This is a genomic window from Streptosporangium pseudovulgare (assembly GCF_014648055.1).
Taxonomy (GTDB): domain Bacteria; phylum Actinomycetota; class Actinomycetes; order Streptosporangiales; family Streptosporangiaceae; genus Streptosporangium; species Streptosporangium pseudovulgare.
On sequence record NZ_BMQJ01000002.1, the window covers coordinates 808539 to 826694 of the forward strand.

The window sequence follows — 18156 nt, forward strand, 5'->3', positions numbered from 1 at the left end:
TCCGACGTAGCATGCCGGGCATGACCACCACCCCGGATCGCAACCGCGTGCAGCTGCCAGGCATAAGCTCTCGCGCCTACGAACATCCCGCTGACCGGTCCGCGCTGGTCGCCCTGCGCTCGCTCAGCGGCTTCGACACGGTGCTCAAGCAGATGTCCGGCCTGGTCAGCGAACGCCGTCTGCGCCTGATCCAGCTCGCCTCGACCGTGCGCACCAGCGAGACGCAGTTCCGCGTGCTGCACGACATAGGCCGTGACGCCGCCTACACCCTCGATCTCCACCGCATCCCGGAGATCTACGTCCAGCAGAGCCCGGCGGTGCAGGCCAAGGCGATCGGCTTCGACGACCCGTTCATCGTCGTCACCACCGGCCTGCTCGACCTGATGGACGCCGAGGAGCTGCGCTTCGTCATCGGCCACGAGACCGCGCACATCCTGTCGGGCCACGCCGTCTACCGCACCATGCTCGACATCCTGACCCGCCTGGCCAGCCGCGTGGCGTGGATCCCGCTCGGTTACATCGGCCTGCGCGCCATCGTCGCGGGGCTGGAGGAGTGGCACCGCAAGTCGGAGCTGTCGGCCGACCGCGGCGGCCTGCTCTGCGGCCAGGACCCGGAGGCCGCGCTGCGCGCGCTGATGAAGCTCGCCGGCGGCTCGCGCCTGCACGAGATGAACATCGAGGCGTTCCTCGACCAGGCGCGCGAGTACGACACGGCCGGCGACGTCCGCGACGGCCTGCTGAAGGTCCTCAACCTGCTGGGCACCACCCACCCGTTCGCGGTCTCGCGGGTCGCCGAGCTCGACAGGTGGCACCGCAGCGGCGACTACGAGCGGATGCTCGGCGGTGACTACCCCCGCCGGGCCGACGACGCCGACGCGCGGATCACCGAGGAGATCAAGGCCGCCGCCCGCTCCTACCGCGAGTCCTGGTCGCAGTCGCAGGACCCCTTCATCGGCGTGCTGCGTGACGTCGCCGAGGGCGCGGTCAACGCCGGGGAGCGCATCTTCAACCGCTTCGCCCGCCGCGACGGCAACTGACGGTGACCCGGAGGCCCGGGAGAAGCGTTCCCGGGCCTTTCAGGGGCGCCGTCGGAGAACACCGCACAGACGAACCGCCGCACCGGCCGGGACCCCGGTTCCCGGGGGCGGCGTCCCGTCGCATTCCGGGGAAGCGGCCGGCCGGCGGGTACGACGAGCCGTGACCGCCGCCACACCCTCCGCGACCCGTCAGGGTTCGAGGTCGGTCACCCCTTTGCCGCTCGCCATGTCGAACGGCACGGAGACCTGGTCGTGCGCGATCAGCCAACGGCCGTCGATCTTCCGGAAGCAGAAGGTGGCCCGGACCCACATACCGCTCGTCGCCGTCCCGTTCTTCAGCGTGCCGCTGAGCCGGCCGAAGCCGTGCCCGAACGCCACGTCGTCGCCCATGGTGAACGTCAGGTCGCGAACCTCATAATTCACATCCTGGAAGAACGCGAACACCTTCGCCCAGTTCTTCAGTTTCGCGTCCACCCCGACGTGCTGCAGCGGCGGCTCGACGTCGAAGGACACGACGTCCGTTGTGTAAAGCCGCCGCAGGACCTCCAGATCTTTGGCCCGCATTCCTTCGATGATCCCGTCGACCTGCCGCCTGATCTCGGCTTCGTCCACCTCGCGTTGCGTGGTCATCGCTGTCCGTCCCTTCCCTTCGGTCTGGCGTCTCGGCCTCTCACCGGTACGACGACACGGCGCCCCGGAATGTCAGGGGGCGCGGCGACCTGACGGTTCTGGAGCGTACGGTCAACGACCGCCGTCCGGGACAGTGAAGCCGCCCGTGGGCCCGTCATCCGCGTTCGTCCCGCGGTCGGCCGGTGGTCCAGTCCCAGCCGGTGATCGTGGCGCGCATCAGGCGGGCGGCGGTGGACAGGTGGCCGCCGGCGCCCCAGTGCAGGGTGACCGTGCGGCGGCAGTCGGGGCTGTCGACGGCGATCCAGACGCCGGGGACATGCGTGGCGTTGCGGCGGGCGAAGGCGGGGACGAGGCCGATGCCGAGTCCCGCGCCGATCAGCTCCGCGATGGCGCCGACCTCGTCGACCTCGCAGACGATCTTCGGCGTGCGGTCCAGCGCGGCGAAGAGCCGGTCGAGCAGCCGCCGCTGCCAGTGCCCCTTGCGGGCGGCGACGAAGGGCTGGCCGACGAGTTCGTCGACGCGCACGGACGTACGGCCCGCCAGCGGGTGACCGAGTGGCGCGCCCACCCCCACCACCTCCTCGAACAGCCGCACCGACTCCAGGCCTTCGATGTGGATCGGCTGTGAGGCGACACACAGGTCGACGTCCTGGGCCCGCAGGCGGCGGGCCATGTCCTCGGCCGGTGACCAGTGGAGCTCGACCTCGACGGAGGGATGGGCCCGCTTGTAGGCCGCCAGCGGACCGGTGAGGGTGAGGAAGGTCTCCGACGCCAGCCTCACGGTGCCCATGCCCTCGCCGGTGGCCTCGGCGACGGCGCGTCGTCCGGCCTCGAGTTCGCCCAGGGCCCGTTCGACGTGGCCGCGGAAGACCTTGCCCGCGTCGTTCAGCCGGAGCCGGCCACTCCGGTCGAACAGCGGGGTGCCCAGCTCGCTCTCCAGCCGGGCGATGGTCCGGCTCAGCGACGGCTGGGCGATGCGCAGCTCCTCGGCCGCCCGGCTGAGGTGTTCCAGCCGTGCCACCACCAGGAACTGCCTGAGCGGGCCCAGCTCCATCATGCCTCCCAGCACATAACACCATAGCAATATTGATCTTAGACGAGATAACCACCAGCTCATAGTGTCGGGTCGTTCACCAACCAAGGTCAGAACGAGGAGAAGTGCGACATGCTCACCGGGGCCGCGCATCGGCCGAAACCCCCAGAGTGGGCGTTCCGAGCCGCCGTCAGCGCGCACATGATGGCGATCGCCGGCCAGCCGGTGTTCGCCGGGGTGTATCTGACCGGCGACTTCGACGGCCTGCGCTGGCACGCGGCCGGCGCCGACGTGGTCACCTCCATCGGATACCTGCAGATGATCACGGCGATCGTGGTGTGGGTACGGCTGCGCCAGGCGTGGCCTTTCCTGTCCACGACGGCGGTGGCGGCGGCCGAGACGGTGCAGTACTTCGCCGGCTTGGACGGCGCGTTGTGGCTGCACATCCCGCTGGGCGTGATGACCGTCGCCGCGCTCACCGTGCAGTTCATCGCCGGCTGGCGCCGGCCCCTCCCGCGGCGGGAGGCCCGTGATGCGTGAGCACCGCGACGAGGTCCGCGGCCCGACCAGGCGGCGGATGCTGGGCATCGGCGGGGCGCTCGGGCTGACGGCGGCCGCCGGGCTGACGGCCTCGGCCGCGCTGGCCCGCCGGCCGTCGGTCACCGGCGCCCGGCTGCGCAGCGCCGTAGCGCTACCGCCGCCGTTCCGGGTACCGCTGCCGATTCCCCCCGTGCTCGATCCGGTCGGCGCCTCGGACGGGACCGACCGCTACGAGATCACCCAGCGCGAGGCGAGCGCGGAGATCCTGCCCGGCGTCAGAACGCCGCTGTGGACGTACGAGGGCACCTTCCCCGGACCGACGATCGAGTCGCGCCGCGGCCGGCCGGTCACCGTGACGCACCACAACGAACTGCCCGTGCCGACCGTCGTGCACCTGCACGGCGGACGAACCCCGGCGGCCTCCGACGGGTACCCGACCGACCTCGTCCTGCCCCGAGGCCGGCAGGAGCGCCCCATGCACACGGGGCACGGCTCCGGGCACGGCATGCGGGGCATGCACGATCCGCGGGCCGTGGTGACCGAGCTGACGCGGGACTACACCTTCCCGCTGGACCAGCGGCCGACGCTGCTGTGGTACCACGACCACCGGATGGACTTCACCGCCCCCGCGATCTGGCGCGGCCTGGCCGGGCTGCACATCGTCCGCGACGACGCCGAGGACGCCCTCGGCCTGCCCGCGGGGCCGCGCGAACTGCCCCTCATGATCGCCGACCGCGCGTTCGCCGCCGACGGCGGCCTCGCCTATCCCGCCCTCGACCCCGCCCTGCGGGAGCGGCCGGGCGTGCACGACCCCTACCTCGGCGGCGTCCTCGGTGACGTGATCCTGGTCAACGGCGCCCCGTGGCCCGTGCACGAGGTCGACGCGGCCCGCCACCGGCTGCGTATCCTGAACGCCTCCAACGCCCGGCACTACGAGCTCGAAGCGGTCACCGACGACGGACGCCGCCTCGACCTCGTCCAGATCGGCGCCGACCAGGGACTGCTCGCCGCGCCGGTCACCCACCGGCTGCTGCCGACGGCGCCCGCCGAACGCCACGACGTGATCATCGACTTCTCCGGCATCCCGGTCGGCGGCCGCGTCAGGCTCCTCAACCGGCTCGGCTCGGGCCGTACCCGCGACGTGATGGCCTTCCGCGTCGCGCGCCGCGCCGCCGACGACAGCCGCGTCCCCCGCACCCTCTCCACCGACCTGCCGGCCTGGCGCCGGTCGGACGCCGTCAGGGTGCGCGACCTCTCCTTCCGCGCCGGGCGGATGGGCGGCGGCCACGGCTGGCTGATCGGCGGGCTGCCGTTCGACCCCGCCCGCTCCGACGTCATCACCCGTCTCGGAGATGTCGAGGTGTGGCGGCTGGTCGCCGACGTCCACCACCCCGTCCACCTGCATCTGGTCGGTTTCCGGGTGCTCTCGCGCGGCGGCCGCCCGCCGCTGCCGCACGACGCGGGCCTCAAGGACACCGTCTCCCTGCGGCCGGGTGAGTCAGCCGAGATCATCACCCGTTTCGACGGCTACCGCGGCCGTTACCTCTTCCACTGCCACAACGCCGAACACGAGGACATGGGCATGATGGCCAACCTTGAGATCGTCTAGGGGAGCGTGCCGCCCCCGGCGGCCGGTCAGAGGCCGAACGTGAGGGCGACCGCCCGCACGGCCGTCGCGCAGAGGGCGACGAACCCGCCCAGCACGGTCAGGGCGCGCAGCCCCTGCCTGCGCAGGTCGCGCAGCTCGGGGATCCGCGAGCTGACCCGATCGATCTCGCGGCCGGCGCCCCAGCCGCAGACGACGCCGAACACGACACCGGCGACGGCGACGGGGCCGGGCCGCAGCCACCACTCGGGCGGCAGTTCCCCGCCCAGGATCGCCCACAGCGTGACCCCGGCGAGCCCCGCGGCCGGCAGCCCGGGCCAGGCCAGCACGGTCACCAGCGACACCGCGAGGGTCGGCGGGAAGGTCACCGCGCGCAGTACGCCGCGCGTCCTGGCCGACCTGCACCGCCGGACCAGCCAGTGCCCCATCCAGATCGCGCGGGCCAGCCCGGTGAAGACCGCGGTGACGGCGAAGGTGGCCAGCGGCCAGATCACCGTGGACACCACGCACGGTACGGCGAGCACGGCCAGCAGGAGCAGTGCCGCGCTTCCCGCGGGCAGCGGGCCCGTCCTGGCCGGGGCGGGCTCCGCGGCCGGGGTGGTCCGCCGCCGCCTGACGACCCGGCGGGCGGGCGCGGGCCCGTCCGCCGTGGGAGGGTTCCCGCTCCGGGACGGCTGCGTCTCACCCGGGACCGGGGTCCGCTCGTCGTCTCCGGGGCGCGTCCCCCGGACGGTCCGGTCCGGCGCGGGCCCCGGCCGGAGCCCGCGGGCGGCCTCCGCCGCCTTCGCCGCCCTTCCGGCCTTCGGGGGCTCCTCCGCCGTGACGGTGGCGGCCCGGGTCTCCGGTTTCCGTGCCGCGGCGGCCGCGGCCCGCTCCCCGGCACGCCCGTTCCGCTCTCCCTCGCGCCCGGTGTTCTTCGCGGGCGCCGTTCCGGCGGTGGCGCGGGCCAGGCGGGCGAGGCGGGTGGCGAGGACGGCCGCGGTGGGGCGTTTCCCGGCCTCGCGGTGCAGGGCCGCCCGGATCAGGGGCAGCAGCGCCGCGGGGACCCCCGCGAGGTCGGCCTGGCCGTTCAGGATCGCGTACATCTGCGCCTCGACCGTGCCGCGGCCGAAGGTGGGGCGCCCGGTGGCGGCGAACGCGACCGTGGCGGCCCAGCCGTGCACGTCGACGGGCTCCCGCACCGGCTCGTCGGCGAACAGCTCCGGGGCGGCGTAGCCGGGGGTGCCCAGGAAGGTGCCGGTGAGGGTGAGCCGGGTGGCGTCGAGGACCTGGGCGATGCCGAAGTCGATCAGGACGGGCTCGCCGCCGGGGCCGAGCAGCACGTTCGTGGGCTTGAGGTCGCGGTGCACGACCCCGGCCGCGTGGATGGCCGACAGCGCGGCCGCCAGCCCCTGCGCCAGGGTGACGAGCCCCGCTCCCCGAAGCGGGCCGTCGCGCCGTACCCGCTCCAGGAGGGTGTCGCCCTCGATGTACTGCATGACCAGGTAGGGCCGCTCGCAGGCGAGGTCGGCGTCGAGGACCCTGGCGACGTAGGGGCTCTCGACCCGGCGCAGGGCGCGGACCTCGCGTTCGAGCCGCGCGCGGGCCTCGGAGTCGGCGTCGACGGCCTCGTGGAGCATCTTGAGGGCGACGAGCTCGCCGCGGCGGTTGGCGGCGAGGTAGACCTCGCCCATGCCGCCCCGGCCGAGGCGCTCCATCAACGTGTAGGGGCCGATCCGCCCGAGTCGCCCCACGTGCCCTCCCGCGTCGGCCACATGGGTCCGAGACCGCCTGTGCCTGTCGGGTCGCTCGCTCGCGCTCGCTCCCCTGCCTCCAGCCCAAAGGAGACAACACCATAGCGGGCGGGGAGGACGAATTTACGGCGGCGCGCCGTACTTGGGGGAAACATCAGCGGCCCGCGGCGTCTCCCCGGGGGTCACCGGGCCCGCCCGCCTGCGCGGACGGCTGCTGCGGGGACTGCCCCGGCGGCTGCTCCGGCGGCCGGTCCGCCGGAGCGGGCGGCTGCGGCCCGGCCGCGAGCGGCGGGACGTACGGCAGGCCCGCCTCGTCCCGCCGTCGGCGCTCCCTCCGGCGGCCGAAGAGCAGGTGGTCCAGGCTGACCCGGCCCGCGCCGCCGGCGGCCGCCAGCAGCGCGGCCGAACCGAGGGCGCCGGCCAGCTCGAAACCGCCCTCGCCGACGAACAGCGCGCCCCGGTGGACGAACAGGACGGCGCCCAGCATGTCGATCGCGAGCAGGAGACCGGCGAGCGGGGTCAGCAGGCCCAGGATGAGCAGGATCCCGCCGGCCAGCTCGACGACCACGGCGTACCACGCCGACGCCTCCGGCAGCGGCACGCCCATCGCGGCGAACTTCGCCGCGGCCGCGCCGGGCCCGCCGCCCGCGGCCTTCTGCCACCCGTGCGCGACGAAGATCACGCCCACCACGATCCGGGCGATCAGCGCCGCCACGTCGTAAAGGGCGCGCCTCATGGCCGCGCGGGCCGGCCGGTGGGCGGCACGGTGGCGACCGGGGCCGCGGTCACAGCGTTCATGCGATCAAGTCAAACGGCACCCGGTCCCGATCACGGGAAGCGACACGCCGTCACGATCGGTCACGGGAAGACCGGGGCCCGCGCCGGGCGGCCCCGGCTACTCGGCGCGAGGCCCCGGCCGGGCGATGACCGTGCCGGACGCGGTGCGCAGGTGGCCCTCCCCGGTGTAGATCCACTTGGTGGAGGTCAGCTCGGGCAGGCCCATGGGGCCGCGCGCGTGCAGCTTCTGGGTGGAGATGCCGATCTCCGCGCCGAACCCGAACTCGCCGCCGTCGGTGAACCGGGTGGAGGCGTTGACCGCCACCGCCGCGGAGTCGACCGTCGCGACGAACCTGCGCGAGGCGGTGACCGAACGGGTCACGATCGCGTCGGTGTGGCCCGAGCCGTACTTCCTGATGTGCGCGACCGCGTCCTCCAGCGAGTCGACCACGGCCGCGGCGATGTCGAGGGAGAGGTACTCCTCACGGAAGTCGGTCTCACCGGCCGGCACCACGTCGCCGTAGGCGGCGATCCGCTCGTCCCCGTGCACCGTCACCCCCTCGGCGGCCAGCGCGGCCAGCGCGCGCGGCACGAACGCGTCGGCGACGGCGGCGTGCACCAGGAGCGTCTCGGCGGCGTTGCACACCGAGGGCCGCTGGACCTTGGCGTTGAGGAGGATCTCGACGGCGAGGTCGAGGTCGGCGTCGGCGTCGACGTAGACGTGGCAGTTGCCGACGCCGGTCTCGATCACCGGGACCGTGGACTCCTCGACCACCGAGTTGATCAGTGAGGCCCCGCCGCGCGGGATCAGCACGTCCACCAGGCCCCGGGCCCGCATGAGCTCCTTGACCGAGTCACGGCTCCGGCCGGGCACCAGCTGCACCGCCCCGGCCGGGACCTCGGTGCCGGCCAGCGCCTCCTGCATGACCTTCACCAGGGCGGTGTTGGAGGAGTACGCGCTGGACGAGCCGCGCAGCAGCACGGCGTTGCCGCTCTTCAGGCAGAGCGCCGCGGCGTCCACGGTCACGTTCGGGCGGCCCTCGTAGATGATGCCGACCACCCCGAGGGGCACCCGGACCTGGCGCAGCTCCAGCCCGTTGGGCAGCGTGCCGCCCCGGACCACCTCGCCCACCGGGTCGGGCAGGTCGGCGACCTGGCGGACCGCCTCGGCGACGGCCCGGACGCGGGCCTCGTCGAGCCGGAGCCGGTCGATCATGTACTCGGAGGTGCCGCCCTCCCGCGCCCGTTCCACGTCGAGCGCGTTGGCCTCGACGATCTCGGCCGCCCTGGCCACCAGGGCGTCGGCCACCGCCCGGAGCGCGGCGTCCTTGGGCGACCGCGGCAGCGGGGCCAGCTCGGCGGCGGCCTCTTTGGCCGCCCGGGCCACCTTCAGGAATTCCTCGGACATCTCGCGCTCCATGCGAACCGGAAACTAGTGCTGAGTCTCCAGTATGACGATGTCGTCGCGATGAATCAGCTCACGCTCATATTCCGGACCGAGGTCGGCGCCCAGCTCCCTGGTGGAACGGCCCAGCAGGCCGGGGATCTCCCCGGCGTCGAAGTTCACCAGGCCGCGGGCGACGACCCGGCCGCGCGGCCCGCACAGGTCCACCGGGTCGCCCGCGGCGAACTCGCCCTCGACGGCGGTGACCCCGGCGGGCAGCAGCGACTTGCGGCGGCCCACCACCGCCTCGACCGCGCCGGGGTCCAGGTGGAGGCGGCCCCGGCCGGTGGTGGCGTGCGCCAGCCACAGCAGGCGGGTGCCGGGGTGGCGGCCCTCGGGGTGGAAGTAGGTGCCGATGTCGGCGCCGGTGAGGGCCTGCGCGGCGTGCGCGGCGGCGGTCAGCACGACGGGCACGCCCGCGCCGGTGGCGATCCGGGCCGCCTGCACCTTGGTGACCATGCCGCCGGTGCCGACCGCGCCGCCCCTGCCCAGCTCGACGCCCACGAGGTCGGCGGGCCCGCGCACCTCGGTGAGCCTGCGGGCCCCCGGGCGGCGCGGGTCGCCGTCGTAGAGGGCGTCCACGTCCGACAGCAGCACCAGCGCGTCGGCGCGGGTCAGGTGGGCGACCAGCGCGGCGAGCCGGTCGTTGTCACCGAAGCGGATCTCGTCGGTGGCCACGGTGTCGTTCTCGTTGACCACCGGGACGATGCCCAGCTCCAGCAGGCGGCCCAGCGTGCGCTGGGCGTTGGCGTGGTGCGAGCGGCGCATCATGTCGTCGGCGGTCAGCAGCACCTGGCCGACGCGCAGGCTGTACCGGGCGAAGGAGGAGGTGTAGCGGGCGACCAGCACCCCCTGCCCGACGGAGGCCGCCGCCTGCTGGGTGGCGAGGTCGCGCGGCCGCGCGGGCAGGCCCAGCGGTCCCAGGCCCGCCGCGATCGCGCCGGAGGACACCAGCACGAGCTGCGTGCCCGCCGCACGGCGGGCGGCGAGCACGTCGACCAGGGCGTCCACCCGGTCGACGTCGATCGTCCCCTGCGGAGTGGTGAGCGATGACGAGCCCACCTTCACGACCAGGCGTGCGGCCGTACGGATCCGATCGCGCCCACCGTCCACGTACACGTACCTTCCTCGAAAAGGGCTCCCCGGGCTCTGCCACCACGGCCCGCGCGCCGGGGGACCTCCGGGGGCCGTGGACAGCAGGCTATCCGAGCCGGTTGTCCGTACCCCGCGGCCCCTGGTGCACGGCCTCGGCGTTGAGCGTCGGCTGCCAGTCGAAGATGTAGCCGTTCTCCATGGACCCGATGATCACCTCGGCGCCGGCCTTGGCGCCCGCCTTGGTGAGCTCCTCCTCCACGCCGAGCCGCTCCAGCCGGTCGGCGAGGTAGCCGACGGCCTCGTCGTTGGTGAAGTCGGTCTGGCGGATCCACCGCTCCGGCTTGGCCCCGGTGACCTGGAAGGTGTTGTCGTCCACCCGGCGCACCGCGAAGCCGGTGTCGCCGATCTGGCGGGGCCGGATGACCAGGCGGGTCGGCTCGGGCACGGGCGCGGCGGCCCGGGCGGCGGCGACCATCTCGGCCATGGCGTAGGTCAGCTCCGGCAGGCCCTCGTGCGTGGCCGCCGAGATCTGGAAGACCCGCAGCCCCCGCTCCTCCAGCATCGGCCGGACGATGTCGGCCAGCTCCCGGGCGTCGGGCACGTCGGCCTTGTTGAGCACGGCCAGGCGCGGCCGGTCCTCCAGCTTGCCGTACGCCGCGAGCTCGGCCTCGATCGCCTCGTAGTCGCTGACCGGGTCGCGGCCCGGCTCCATGGTGGCGCAGTCGATCACGTGCACGAGCGTGTTGCACCGCTCGACGTGCCGCAGGAACTCGTGGCCCAGGCCCCTGCCCTCCGACGCGCCGGGGATGAGGCCGGGCACGTCGGCGACGGTGAAGACCGTGTCACCGGCGCTGACGACGCCGAGGTTGGGCACCAGCGTGGTGAACGGGTAGTCGGCGATCTTCGGGCGGGCCGCCGACAGCGCGGCGATCAGGGAGGACTTGCCCGCGCTGGGGAAGCCGACCAGCGCCACGTCGGCGACGCTCTTCAGCTCCAGCATCACGTCGAGGGCGTCCCCGGGCTCGCCGAGCAGCGCGAAGCCGGGGGCCTTGCGCTTGGTGGAGGCCAGGGCGGCGTTGCCCAGCCCACCGTGGCCGCCCTCGGCGATCACGTAGCGGGTGCCGGCGCCGACCAGGTCGACCAGGACCTCACCGGTGGAGGCGTCCTTGACCACGGTGCCGTCGGGCACCGGCAGGATGACGTCCCCGCCGTTGGCTCCGTCGCGGTTGCCGCCCGAGCCCTGCTTGCCGTTGGCGGCCTTGCGGTGCGGACGGTGGTGGTACTCCAGCAGCGTGGCGGTGCTGGGGTCGACCTCCAGGATGACGTCGCCGCCGCGGCCGCCGTTGCCGCCGTCGGGGCCGCCGAGCGGCTTGAACTTCTCCCGATGGACAGAGGCGCAGCCATGTCCCCCGTCACCGGCCTTGATGTGCAGGACCACCTGGTCCACAAAGTCCGGCATGTCTGCCTTTCTACCCCTATCTCAGGAAAACCGCTTATAAAGCGAACAGGGGTGGATCGCCTACGCGATCCACCCCTGTCGTTGACGTCTGGCGGTGCGGACCTACTCCGCGGCCGGGACGATGCTCACCGCGCGGCGACCGCGCTTGACACCGAACTGCACGTGGCCGGCGGCCAGCGCGAACAGCGTGTCGTCGCTGCCGCGGCCGACGTTGTCGCCCGGGTGGAAGTGGGTGCCACGCTGCCGGACGATGATCTCGCCGGCGTTGACCAGCTGGCCGCCGAAGCGCTTCACGCCAAGCCGCTGCGCGTTGGAGTCACGGCCGTTCCGAGTGGACGACGCGCCCTTCTTGTGTGCCATCTCGCAAAACTCCCGAAACTCAGGCCTGGTCGATGCCGGTGATCTTCACCTGCGTGTAACGCTGGCGGTGACCCTGGCGCTTCTTGTAGCCGGTCTTGTTCTTGTACTTGAGGATCCGGATCTTCGGACCCTTGGTCTCGCCGAGAATCTCGGCGGCGACGGTGAACTTGCCCGCCTCGGTGGTCACGTCGCCATCGTTGACGACGAGCACCGTCGGCAGCGAGACCATGGAACCGACCTCGCCGGCGACCTTGTCCACCTCAAGGACGTCACCGACGGAGACCTTCTGCTGCCTGCCGCCGCAACGAACGATCGCGTACACCGCGGAACCCTTCTTCTGACTACTTGCTCGCTGGATGCTGCGCCCCGCATCCGGCTATGGTCACTGATGTCGACCGACGAACCGGGTAGACGCGCGAACAGGGCGCGCCACGAGCGCACCGATTCACCAGCTTACCGGATTACCGGTGTCCTGGTCGAACCGGGCGGAACGCCGGAACCGCCGGCCGCCGACCGTGCCCCGCGGGCGCCCCCGCCGCCCAGTGCGCCCGTACGGCGCCGCCGGACGGCGGGATTCGCGAGGCGGCCCGGTCAGTCGGCCGACCTGGCCTTCCGGGAGCGTCGCCGCCCCCGGCCGGAAGTCTGCATGGCCTGAGCGTCTCCGTCAGGAGCGTCGTCAAGCGCATCGGTCACCGTATCACGGCCGGACTGGTCGTTGGCCGCGACGGCCTGACCGCCGTCCTTGCCGAGCTTCTCCGCGACGGCCTTCTCGATGGCCATCTTGCCCTGGGTGCCGCGCGGCTCCGGCTTGCCCTCGACCGGCTCGGTCGAGACGTGCAGGCCCCGGCCGTTGCAGCACTCACAGACGGTGGAGAACGCCTCCAGCAGGCCCTGCCCGACCCGCTTGCGGGTCATCTGCACCAGCCCCAGCGAGGTGACCTCGGCGACCTGGTGCTTCGTCCGGTCGCGGGCCAGGCACTCCAGCAGCCGCCGCAGCACCAGGTCGCGGTTGCTCTCCAGCACCATGTCGATGAAGTCGATGACGATGATGCCGCCGATGTCCCGCAGCCTGAGCTGGCGGACGATCTCCTCGGCCGCCTCCAGGTTGTTGCGGGTCACCGTCTCCTCGAGGTTGCCGCCCTGACCGGTGAACTTGCCGGTGTTGACGTCGACCACCGTCATGGCCTCGGTCCGGTCGATCACCAGCGAACCGCCGCTGGGCAGCCAGACCTTGCGCTCCATCGCCTTGGCGATCTGCTCGTCGATGCGGTAGGCGGCGAAGACGTCGCCGTCGCCGTCCCACCTCTTCAGCCGGTCGGCCAGGTGCGGGGCGACATAGCGGACGTACTCGTCGACCGTCTCCCACACCTCGTCGCCCGCCACGACCAGCGAGGCGAAGTCCTCGTTGAAGACGTCGCGGACCACCCTGACGGTCAGGTCGGGCTCGGAGGACAGCAGCTCCGGCGCGCTGGCCGACTTGGCCTTGCGCTGGATGTTCTCCCACTGGGCCGACAGCCTGGCCACGTCGCGGCCGAGCTCCTCCTCGGAGGCGCCCTCGGCGGCCGTGCGGACGATGACACCGGCGTTCTCCGGCATCACCTTCTTCAGGATGCTCTTGAGGCGGGTGCGCTCCTTGTCGGGCAGCTTGCGGCTGATCCCGGTCATCGAGCCGTCGGGCACGTAGACCAGGTAGCGGCCCGGCAGGCTGACCTGCGAGGTGAGCCGCGCCCCCTTGTGGCCCATCGGGTCCTTGGTGACCTGAACCAGCACCGACTGGCCGGACTTCAGCGCCACCTCGATCCGCTTGGGCTGGCCCTCCAGCCCCACGGTGTCGAAGTTGACCTCACCGGCGTACAGCACCGCGTTGCGGCCCTTGCCGATGTCGACGAACGCCGCCTCCATGCTCGGCAGGACGTTCTGCACCTTGCCGAGGTAGACGTTGCCCACGTAGGACTGGCCGGCCTCGCGGTTGACGTAGTGCTCGACGAGGATGCCGTCCTCCAGCACCGCGATCTGGGTCCGGCCGCCGGTGCGGCGGACCACCATCATGCGCTCGACGGACTCGCGGCGGGCCAGGAACTCCGACTCGGTGATGATCGGCGGGCGTCTGCGGCCGAGCTCACGGCCCTCGCGGCGGCGCTGCTTCTTGGCCTCCAGGCGGGTCGAGCCGCGCACGCTCTGCACCTCGTCCAGCAGGCTGCGTCCGGCGCGGGGCGCGCGGATGCGCACCACGGTGTTCGGCGGATTGTCGTTGCTCTCGTCCGACTCCTCGCCGCGGCGGCGGCGGCGACGGCGACGGCGTGAGCCGCCCGTCTCCTCCTCTGCCTGCTCGGCGGGCTGGGGCTGGGCCTCCGGCTCCTCCTCGGCCTGCTCCGGCTCCTCCTCCTCGCCTTCTTCCAGGTCACGGACACGGCCCCGGCCGCGCCCGCCCCTGCGGCGGCGACGGCGGCGGCCACCGGCCTCCTCGTCGCCCTCGGCCTCGTCGCCGGCGGCCTCCGGGGAGAGCTCCTCCTCTGCCTGCTCCGCCTCGGGTTCCGGCTGCGCCGGCGCGGGACGGACGGCGGGCGCCACGGCCCGCTGCGGGTCGGGGGCCTGGAAGAGCGGCTGGAAGACCGCGGCCGGCGCCTGGAAGGTCAGCGCCGGGGCCTCCGGGCGCTCACGCTCGGCCATCCCGAAGGGGTCGGAGAACAGGCCGGGACGCTCCTCGACGATGTCCTCGCCTGCGGGCTCGTCGTCCAGCGCCTCGTCGGCGGGCGGCTCCGGAAGCAGGTCCGCGACGTCCGGGGCTTCCGGGGTCTCTTCGCCGTACGGGGCCTCCGCGACCGCCGTGGTCTCCACGGTCTCCGGGGTCTCCTGAGCCTCCGCGGGTCCCGCCGGGGCCGCGGCCTGGGGCGCGCTCACCTCGGCGACCGGCTCGGCCGGAGGGGCCTCCTGCTGCGCCGCCTTCCTGCGGGTGCGGGTGCGCTTGGCCGGCGCGGGCTTCTCCGGCGCCTCCTGTCCGGACGGCCCGGCCACCGGCTCCGGCGCGACCGGTGCGGCCGTCTCAGCGGACGCCTCGGCCGCCGGTCCGGAAACCGTCTCGCCGGGCGTCTCGGCGCCCGGCTCCGCCACCGGCTCGGCGGCCGCCTTCTTCGCACGGCTGCGCCGGGGCTTCGCGGCGGCCGGCTCAGCCGTCGCGGTCCCGGCCTCGGCGACGGCCGTCTTGCGCCGGGTCGCGCGCTTGGGCTTCACCGGTTCCGGCGCCGCCTCGGGCTCCGGCGCGGCTCCGGGCTCCTGGGCCGCGGCAGGCCGCGCGTCCCCGGTCTCGGCGGGTCCGGCCGGCCGCGTCGCCGCCGGCTCGGGAGCCGGGGCAGCCGCGGGCTCCGCCGGCTCGGCGACGGCCGGCGGGGCCGTCACCGGCGCGGGTGCCTTCAGCACCGCGGGCGGGGACTCCGGCTCCTCCGGCGGAGGGCCGGCCGGCCTGCTGGCGGACCGCCTGCGACGCGTCGGCTGGGTCTGTTCTGTTCTGTCCTCGCCGGGGCCGTTCACCCCGGCGCCGGGCTCGTTGTCGAGCATGCGGGCGCTCTCCCGTCAGCTCCCGGGCGCGTCTCCGCGCCGCGCGGGAGCTCTCGTCTCTCGCTGTACGCCGAGCCGCACGGCCCGGCGCCAAGTCCTATAGATCGCCGCCGACGTGCCGGCCCACCGGTTCCGTTTCGCCGCCGCGCATCATGTCGCGGTCCAGGTCGAACGGGTCGGCGGGCCCACCGGTACGCGCGTCCAGCGGTCCCTGCGCCAGCCTGGTCACCTCGGGGGGCACCGGCGGCGCGAAGCCTGCCAAAAGACGCAGTCCGGTGAGAACGTCGTCGGGTCGAACGGCAGGAGTTGCGTGCCGTACAACCATGCGAAGTATGACACATGGCCGACCGGACGCCTGACCTGCTGTTGTCTCGGTTCCCTCGGTCACCTCGAGCCCCAGCACCGCCTCACGCGCGTCGAAGCGGCGCAGACCCTTCTTGGTCATGCGCTCCACCTCGACCCGCTCGGCGGCGACGAACCGCTCGGCCGCCTCCTTCACCAGGACGGGGTCGGCCTGCGGCAGCCGTACCTCCCACGCCGAGCACTCCAGCCGGTCGGCCAGGGTTCCGGCGCCCGCCACGACGACGTCGAGCACATCGACGCCTGGTGGCAGGGAGGTGTCGAGCGCGGTGCGCAGCCACTCGGGGTCGCACTCCCGCGTCACGCTGATCTCAAGGTATTCGGCCTCGCTCGCCACCCCGGTGGCCGCAGCCGCGCCCACGTAGGAGATCCTGGGGTGCGGCGAGAAGCCCGCACTGAACGCGACCGGGACGCCGGCGCGCCGGACGGCGCGCTCCACCGCCCGGGAGACGTCACGGTGACTCGTGAAGCGCAGGCGGCCGCGCTTGGCGTAGCGGACACGCAGCCGCTGCGCCACGGGTGCGGGCGGAGGCCCGTCGGGAACGGGTTTCAGGGTGGTGTCGTCCTTCCAGGTCGTGATGGGTCGAGGGCCGGCCGCGCTCACGCACGGCCTATCTCAGACAACCGTCAGTGGCAGCAGCTTCTTCCCCGTGGGCCCGATCTGGATCTCGGTGCCCATGGTGGGGCACACTCCGCAGTCGTAGCAGGGCGTCCAGCGGCAGTCCTCGACCTCGACGTCGTTGACGGCGTCCTGCCAGTCCTGCCAGAGCCACTCGCGGTCGAGGCCGGCGTCGAGGTGGTCCCAGGGCAGGACCTCGTTCTCCTCGCGCTCGCGCGTGGTGTACCAGTCGATGTCGATGCCGGCCTTGACCGCGCAGTCGATCCAGCGCTGGTAGGAGAAGTGCTCGCTCCAGCCGTCGAACCGGCCGCCGTCCTCCCAGACCGCGCGGATGACCGCGCCGACCCGGCGGTCGCCGCGGGAGAGCAGGCCCTCCACGATCGACGGCTTGCCGTCGTGGTAGCGCATGCCGATGGCCCGGCCGTACTCCTTGTCGCCGCGCAGGGCGTCCTTGAGGGCCTTGAGCCTGCGGTCGACCGTCTCGTGGTCGGCCTGGGCGGCCCACTGGAACGGCGTGTGCGGCTTGGGAACGAAACCGCCGATGGAGACCGTGCAGCGCACGTCACGCGACCCGGTGGCCTCCCGGCCCGCCTTGATGACCTTCCTCGCCAGGTCGGCGATGCCGAGGACGTCGGCGTCCTCCTCCGTGGGCAGGCCGCACATGAAGTAGAGCTTCACCTGCCGCCAGCCCTGGCTGTAGGCGGCGGTCACCGTCCGGATCAGGTCGTCCTCGGTGACCATCTTGTTGATCACCTTGCGCATCCGCTCCGAGCCGCCCTCCGGGGCGAACGTCAGGCCGGAGCGGCGGCCGTTGCGGGAGAACTCGTTGGCCAGGTCGATGTTGAAGGCGTCGACCCGGGTCGAGGGCAGCGACAGCGAGGTGTTGGTGCCCTCGTAGCGGTCGGCCAGGCCCTTGGCCAGGCCGCCGATCTCCGAGTGGTCCGCCGACGACAGCGACAGCAGCCCGACCTCGTTGAACCCGGACGCCCTGACGCCGGCCTCGACCATGTCACCGATCGTGGTGATCGAGCGCTCCCGCACCGGACGGGTGATCATGCCCGCCTGGCAGAACCGGCAGCCGCGCGTGCAGCCGCGGAAGATCTCCACGCTGAACCGCTCGTGCACGGTCTCGGCCAGCGGGACCAGCGGCTTCTTCGGGTAGGGCCACTCATCGAGGTCCATCACCGTGTGCTTCTGCACCCGCCACGGCACCCCCGACCGGTTCGGCGCGACCCGCTGGATGCGGCCGTCCGGGTGGTAGGTGACGTCGTAGAACCTGGGCACGTAGACCCCGCCGGACTCGGCCAGCCGCATCAGCAGCTCGTCGCGCCCGCCGGGCGAGCCCTCCTCCTTCCACTCGCGGATGACCTCGCTGATCGCGATGGCGATCTGCTCGCCGTCGCCCAGCACCGCGGCGTCGAGGAAGTCGGCGACCGGCTCGGGGTTGAAGGCCGCGTGGCCCCCCGCCAGGACGATCGGGTCGTCGTCGGTCCGGTCGGCGGCCAGGAGCGGGATGCCGGCCAGGTCCAGCGCGGTCAGCATGTTGGTGTAGCCCAGCTCGGTGGCGAAGGAGATCCCGAGCACGTCGAACGCCCGCACCGGCCGGTGCCCGTCGACCGTGAACTGCGGGACGCCCTCGGATCGCATGAGCGCCTCGAGATCGGGCCAGACGGCGTAGGTGCGCTCGGCCAGCGTCCCGGGCAGCTCGTTGAGAATCTCGTAGAGGATCTGGACGCCCTGGTTGGGCAGGCCCACCTCGTAGGCGTCCGGATACATCAGAGCCCAACGGACCGTGGACTCGTCCCAGTCCTTGACGGTCGAGTTGAGCTCACCCCCGACATACTGGATCGGCTTCTGCACTTTGGGCAGGAGCGCTTCCAGGCGGGGAAACAGCGACTCGACAGACAT

15 protein-coding genes are annotated in these 18156 nt (G+C 73.0%); 3 read left to right on the top strand and 12 right to left on the bottom strand.

All coding sequences use genetic code 11. The features are described 5' to 3' along the window. The first annotated feature begins 11 nt into the window (after positions 1 to 11). Positions 12 to 1037 carry a M48 family metallopeptidase gene (locus tag IEZ10_RS07295; protein WP_373287377.1) on the top strand — a complete coding sequence of 342 codons (1026 nt, stop codon included), beginning with the start codon at positions 12 to 14 and terminating at the stop codon, positions 1035 to 1037. Between the two features lie 189 nt (positions 1038 to 1226). Here IEZ10_RS07295 and IEZ10_RS07300 read toward each other — a convergent pair whose 3' ends face one another. Both IEZ10_RS07300 and IEZ10_RS07305 read right to left on the bottom strand, forming a co-directional pair. Continuing rightward, positions 1227 to 1667, bottom strand: coding sequence for a YybH family protein (locus IEZ10_RS07300; protein ID WP_189245651.1), 441 nt, complete (start codon positions 1665 to 1667; stop codon positions 1227 to 1229). A gap of 154 nt (positions 1668 to 1821) precedes the next feature. Then, positions 1822 to 2724 (bottom strand): LysR family transcriptional regulator, encoded by a 903-nt coding sequence (locus IEZ10_RS07305; RefSeq protein WP_229811030.1) that lies wholly within the window; start codon positions 2722 to 2724, stop codon positions 1822 to 1824. A gap of 108 nt (positions 2725 to 2832) precedes the next feature. Here IEZ10_RS07305 and IEZ10_RS07310 point away from each other — a divergent pair, with 108 nt between their 5' ends. Together IEZ10_RS07310 and IEZ10_RS07315 are read left to right on the top strand one after the other, a co-directional pair. After that, positions 2833 to 3240 (top strand): hypothetical protein, encoded by a 408-nt coding sequence (locus IEZ10_RS07310; protein WP_189245652.1) that lies wholly within the window; start codon positions 2833 to 2835, stop codon positions 3238 to 3240. Beyond that, a complete protein-coding gene (locus IEZ10_RS07315; protein WP_189245653.1) occupies positions 3233 to 4849 on the top strand; it encodes a multicopper oxidase family protein in 1617 nt (538 codons plus the stop codon). Before IEZ10_RS07310 ends, IEZ10_RS07315 begins: the two co-directional genes overlap by 8 nt. Positions 4850 to 4875: 26 nt before the next feature. On the opposite strand, the gene IEZ10_RS07320 is transcribed toward IEZ10_RS07315, so the two are convergent. The 10 genes from IEZ10_RS07320 to IEZ10_RS07365 all read right to left on the bottom strand — a co-directional run bounded on the left by IEZ10_RS07320 (position 4876) and on the right by IEZ10_RS07365 (position 18156). Then, positions 4876 to 6579, bottom strand: a complete 1704-nt coding sequence (locus tag IEZ10_RS07320) for a serine/threonine-protein kinase (RefSeq protein WP_189245654.1) — start codon at positions 6577 to 6579, stop codon at positions 4876 to 4878. A 154-nt stretch (positions 6580 to 6733) separates the two neighbouring features. Further along, positions 6734 to 7315, bottom strand: coding sequence for a DoxX family protein (locus IEZ10_RS07325; protein WP_189245655.1), 582 nt, complete (start codon positions 7313 to 7315; stop codon positions 6734 to 6736). 159 nt (positions 7316 to 7474) lie between these two features. Then, on the bottom strand, positions 7475 to 8764 hold the full coding sequence (locus IEZ10_RS07330; RefSeq protein ID WP_189245656.1) for a glutamate-5-semialdehyde dehydrogenase: 1290 nt from the start codon (positions 8762 to 8764) through the stop codon (positions 7475 to 7477). 24 nt (positions 8765 to 8788) lie between these two features. Continuing rightward, a complete protein-coding gene (gene proB, locus IEZ10_RS07335) occupies positions 8789 to 9913 on the bottom strand; it encodes a glutamate 5-kinase (RefSeq protein WP_189245657.1) in 1125 nt (374 codons plus the stop codon). Positions 9914 to 10001: 88 nt separating this feature from the next. Beyond that, positions 10002 to 11354 carry a GTPase ObgE gene (gene obgE, locus IEZ10_RS07340; RefSeq protein ID WP_189245658.1) on the bottom strand — a complete coding sequence of 451 codons (1353 nt, stop codon included), beginning with the start codon at positions 11352 to 11354 and terminating at the stop codon, positions 10002 to 10004. 102 nt (positions 11355 to 11456) lie between these two features. Then, complete coding sequence (rpmA, locus tag IEZ10_RS07345) at positions 11457 to 11714, bottom strand: 50S ribosomal protein L27 (RefSeq protein WP_189245659.1); 258 nt, start codon at positions 11712 to 11714, stop codon at positions 11457 to 11459. 19 nt (positions 11715 to 11733) lie between these two features. After that, complete coding sequence (gene rplU / locus IEZ10_RS07350; RefSeq protein ID WP_189245660.1) at positions 11734 to 12036, bottom strand: 50S ribosomal protein L21; 303 nt, start codon at positions 12034 to 12036, stop codon at positions 11734 to 11736. A 269-nt stretch (positions 12037 to 12305) separates the two neighbouring features. Further along, entirely contained in the window at positions 12306 to 15269 is a 2964-nt protein-coding gene (locus IEZ10_RS07355) for a ribonuclease E/G (RefSeq protein ID WP_189245661.1), read from the bottom strand. A 97-nt stretch (positions 15270 to 15366) separates the two neighbouring features. Further along, a complete protein-coding gene (locus tag IEZ10_RS07360; protein ID WP_189245749.1) occupies positions 15367 to 16146 on the bottom strand; it encodes a TIGR03936 family radical SAM-associated protein in 780 nt (259 codons plus the stop codon). A gap of 99 nt (positions 16147 to 16245) precedes the next feature. After that, entirely contained in the window at positions 16246 to 18156 is a 1911-nt protein-coding gene (locus IEZ10_RS07365; protein WP_189245662.1) for a TIGR03960 family B12-binding radical SAM protein, read from the bottom strand.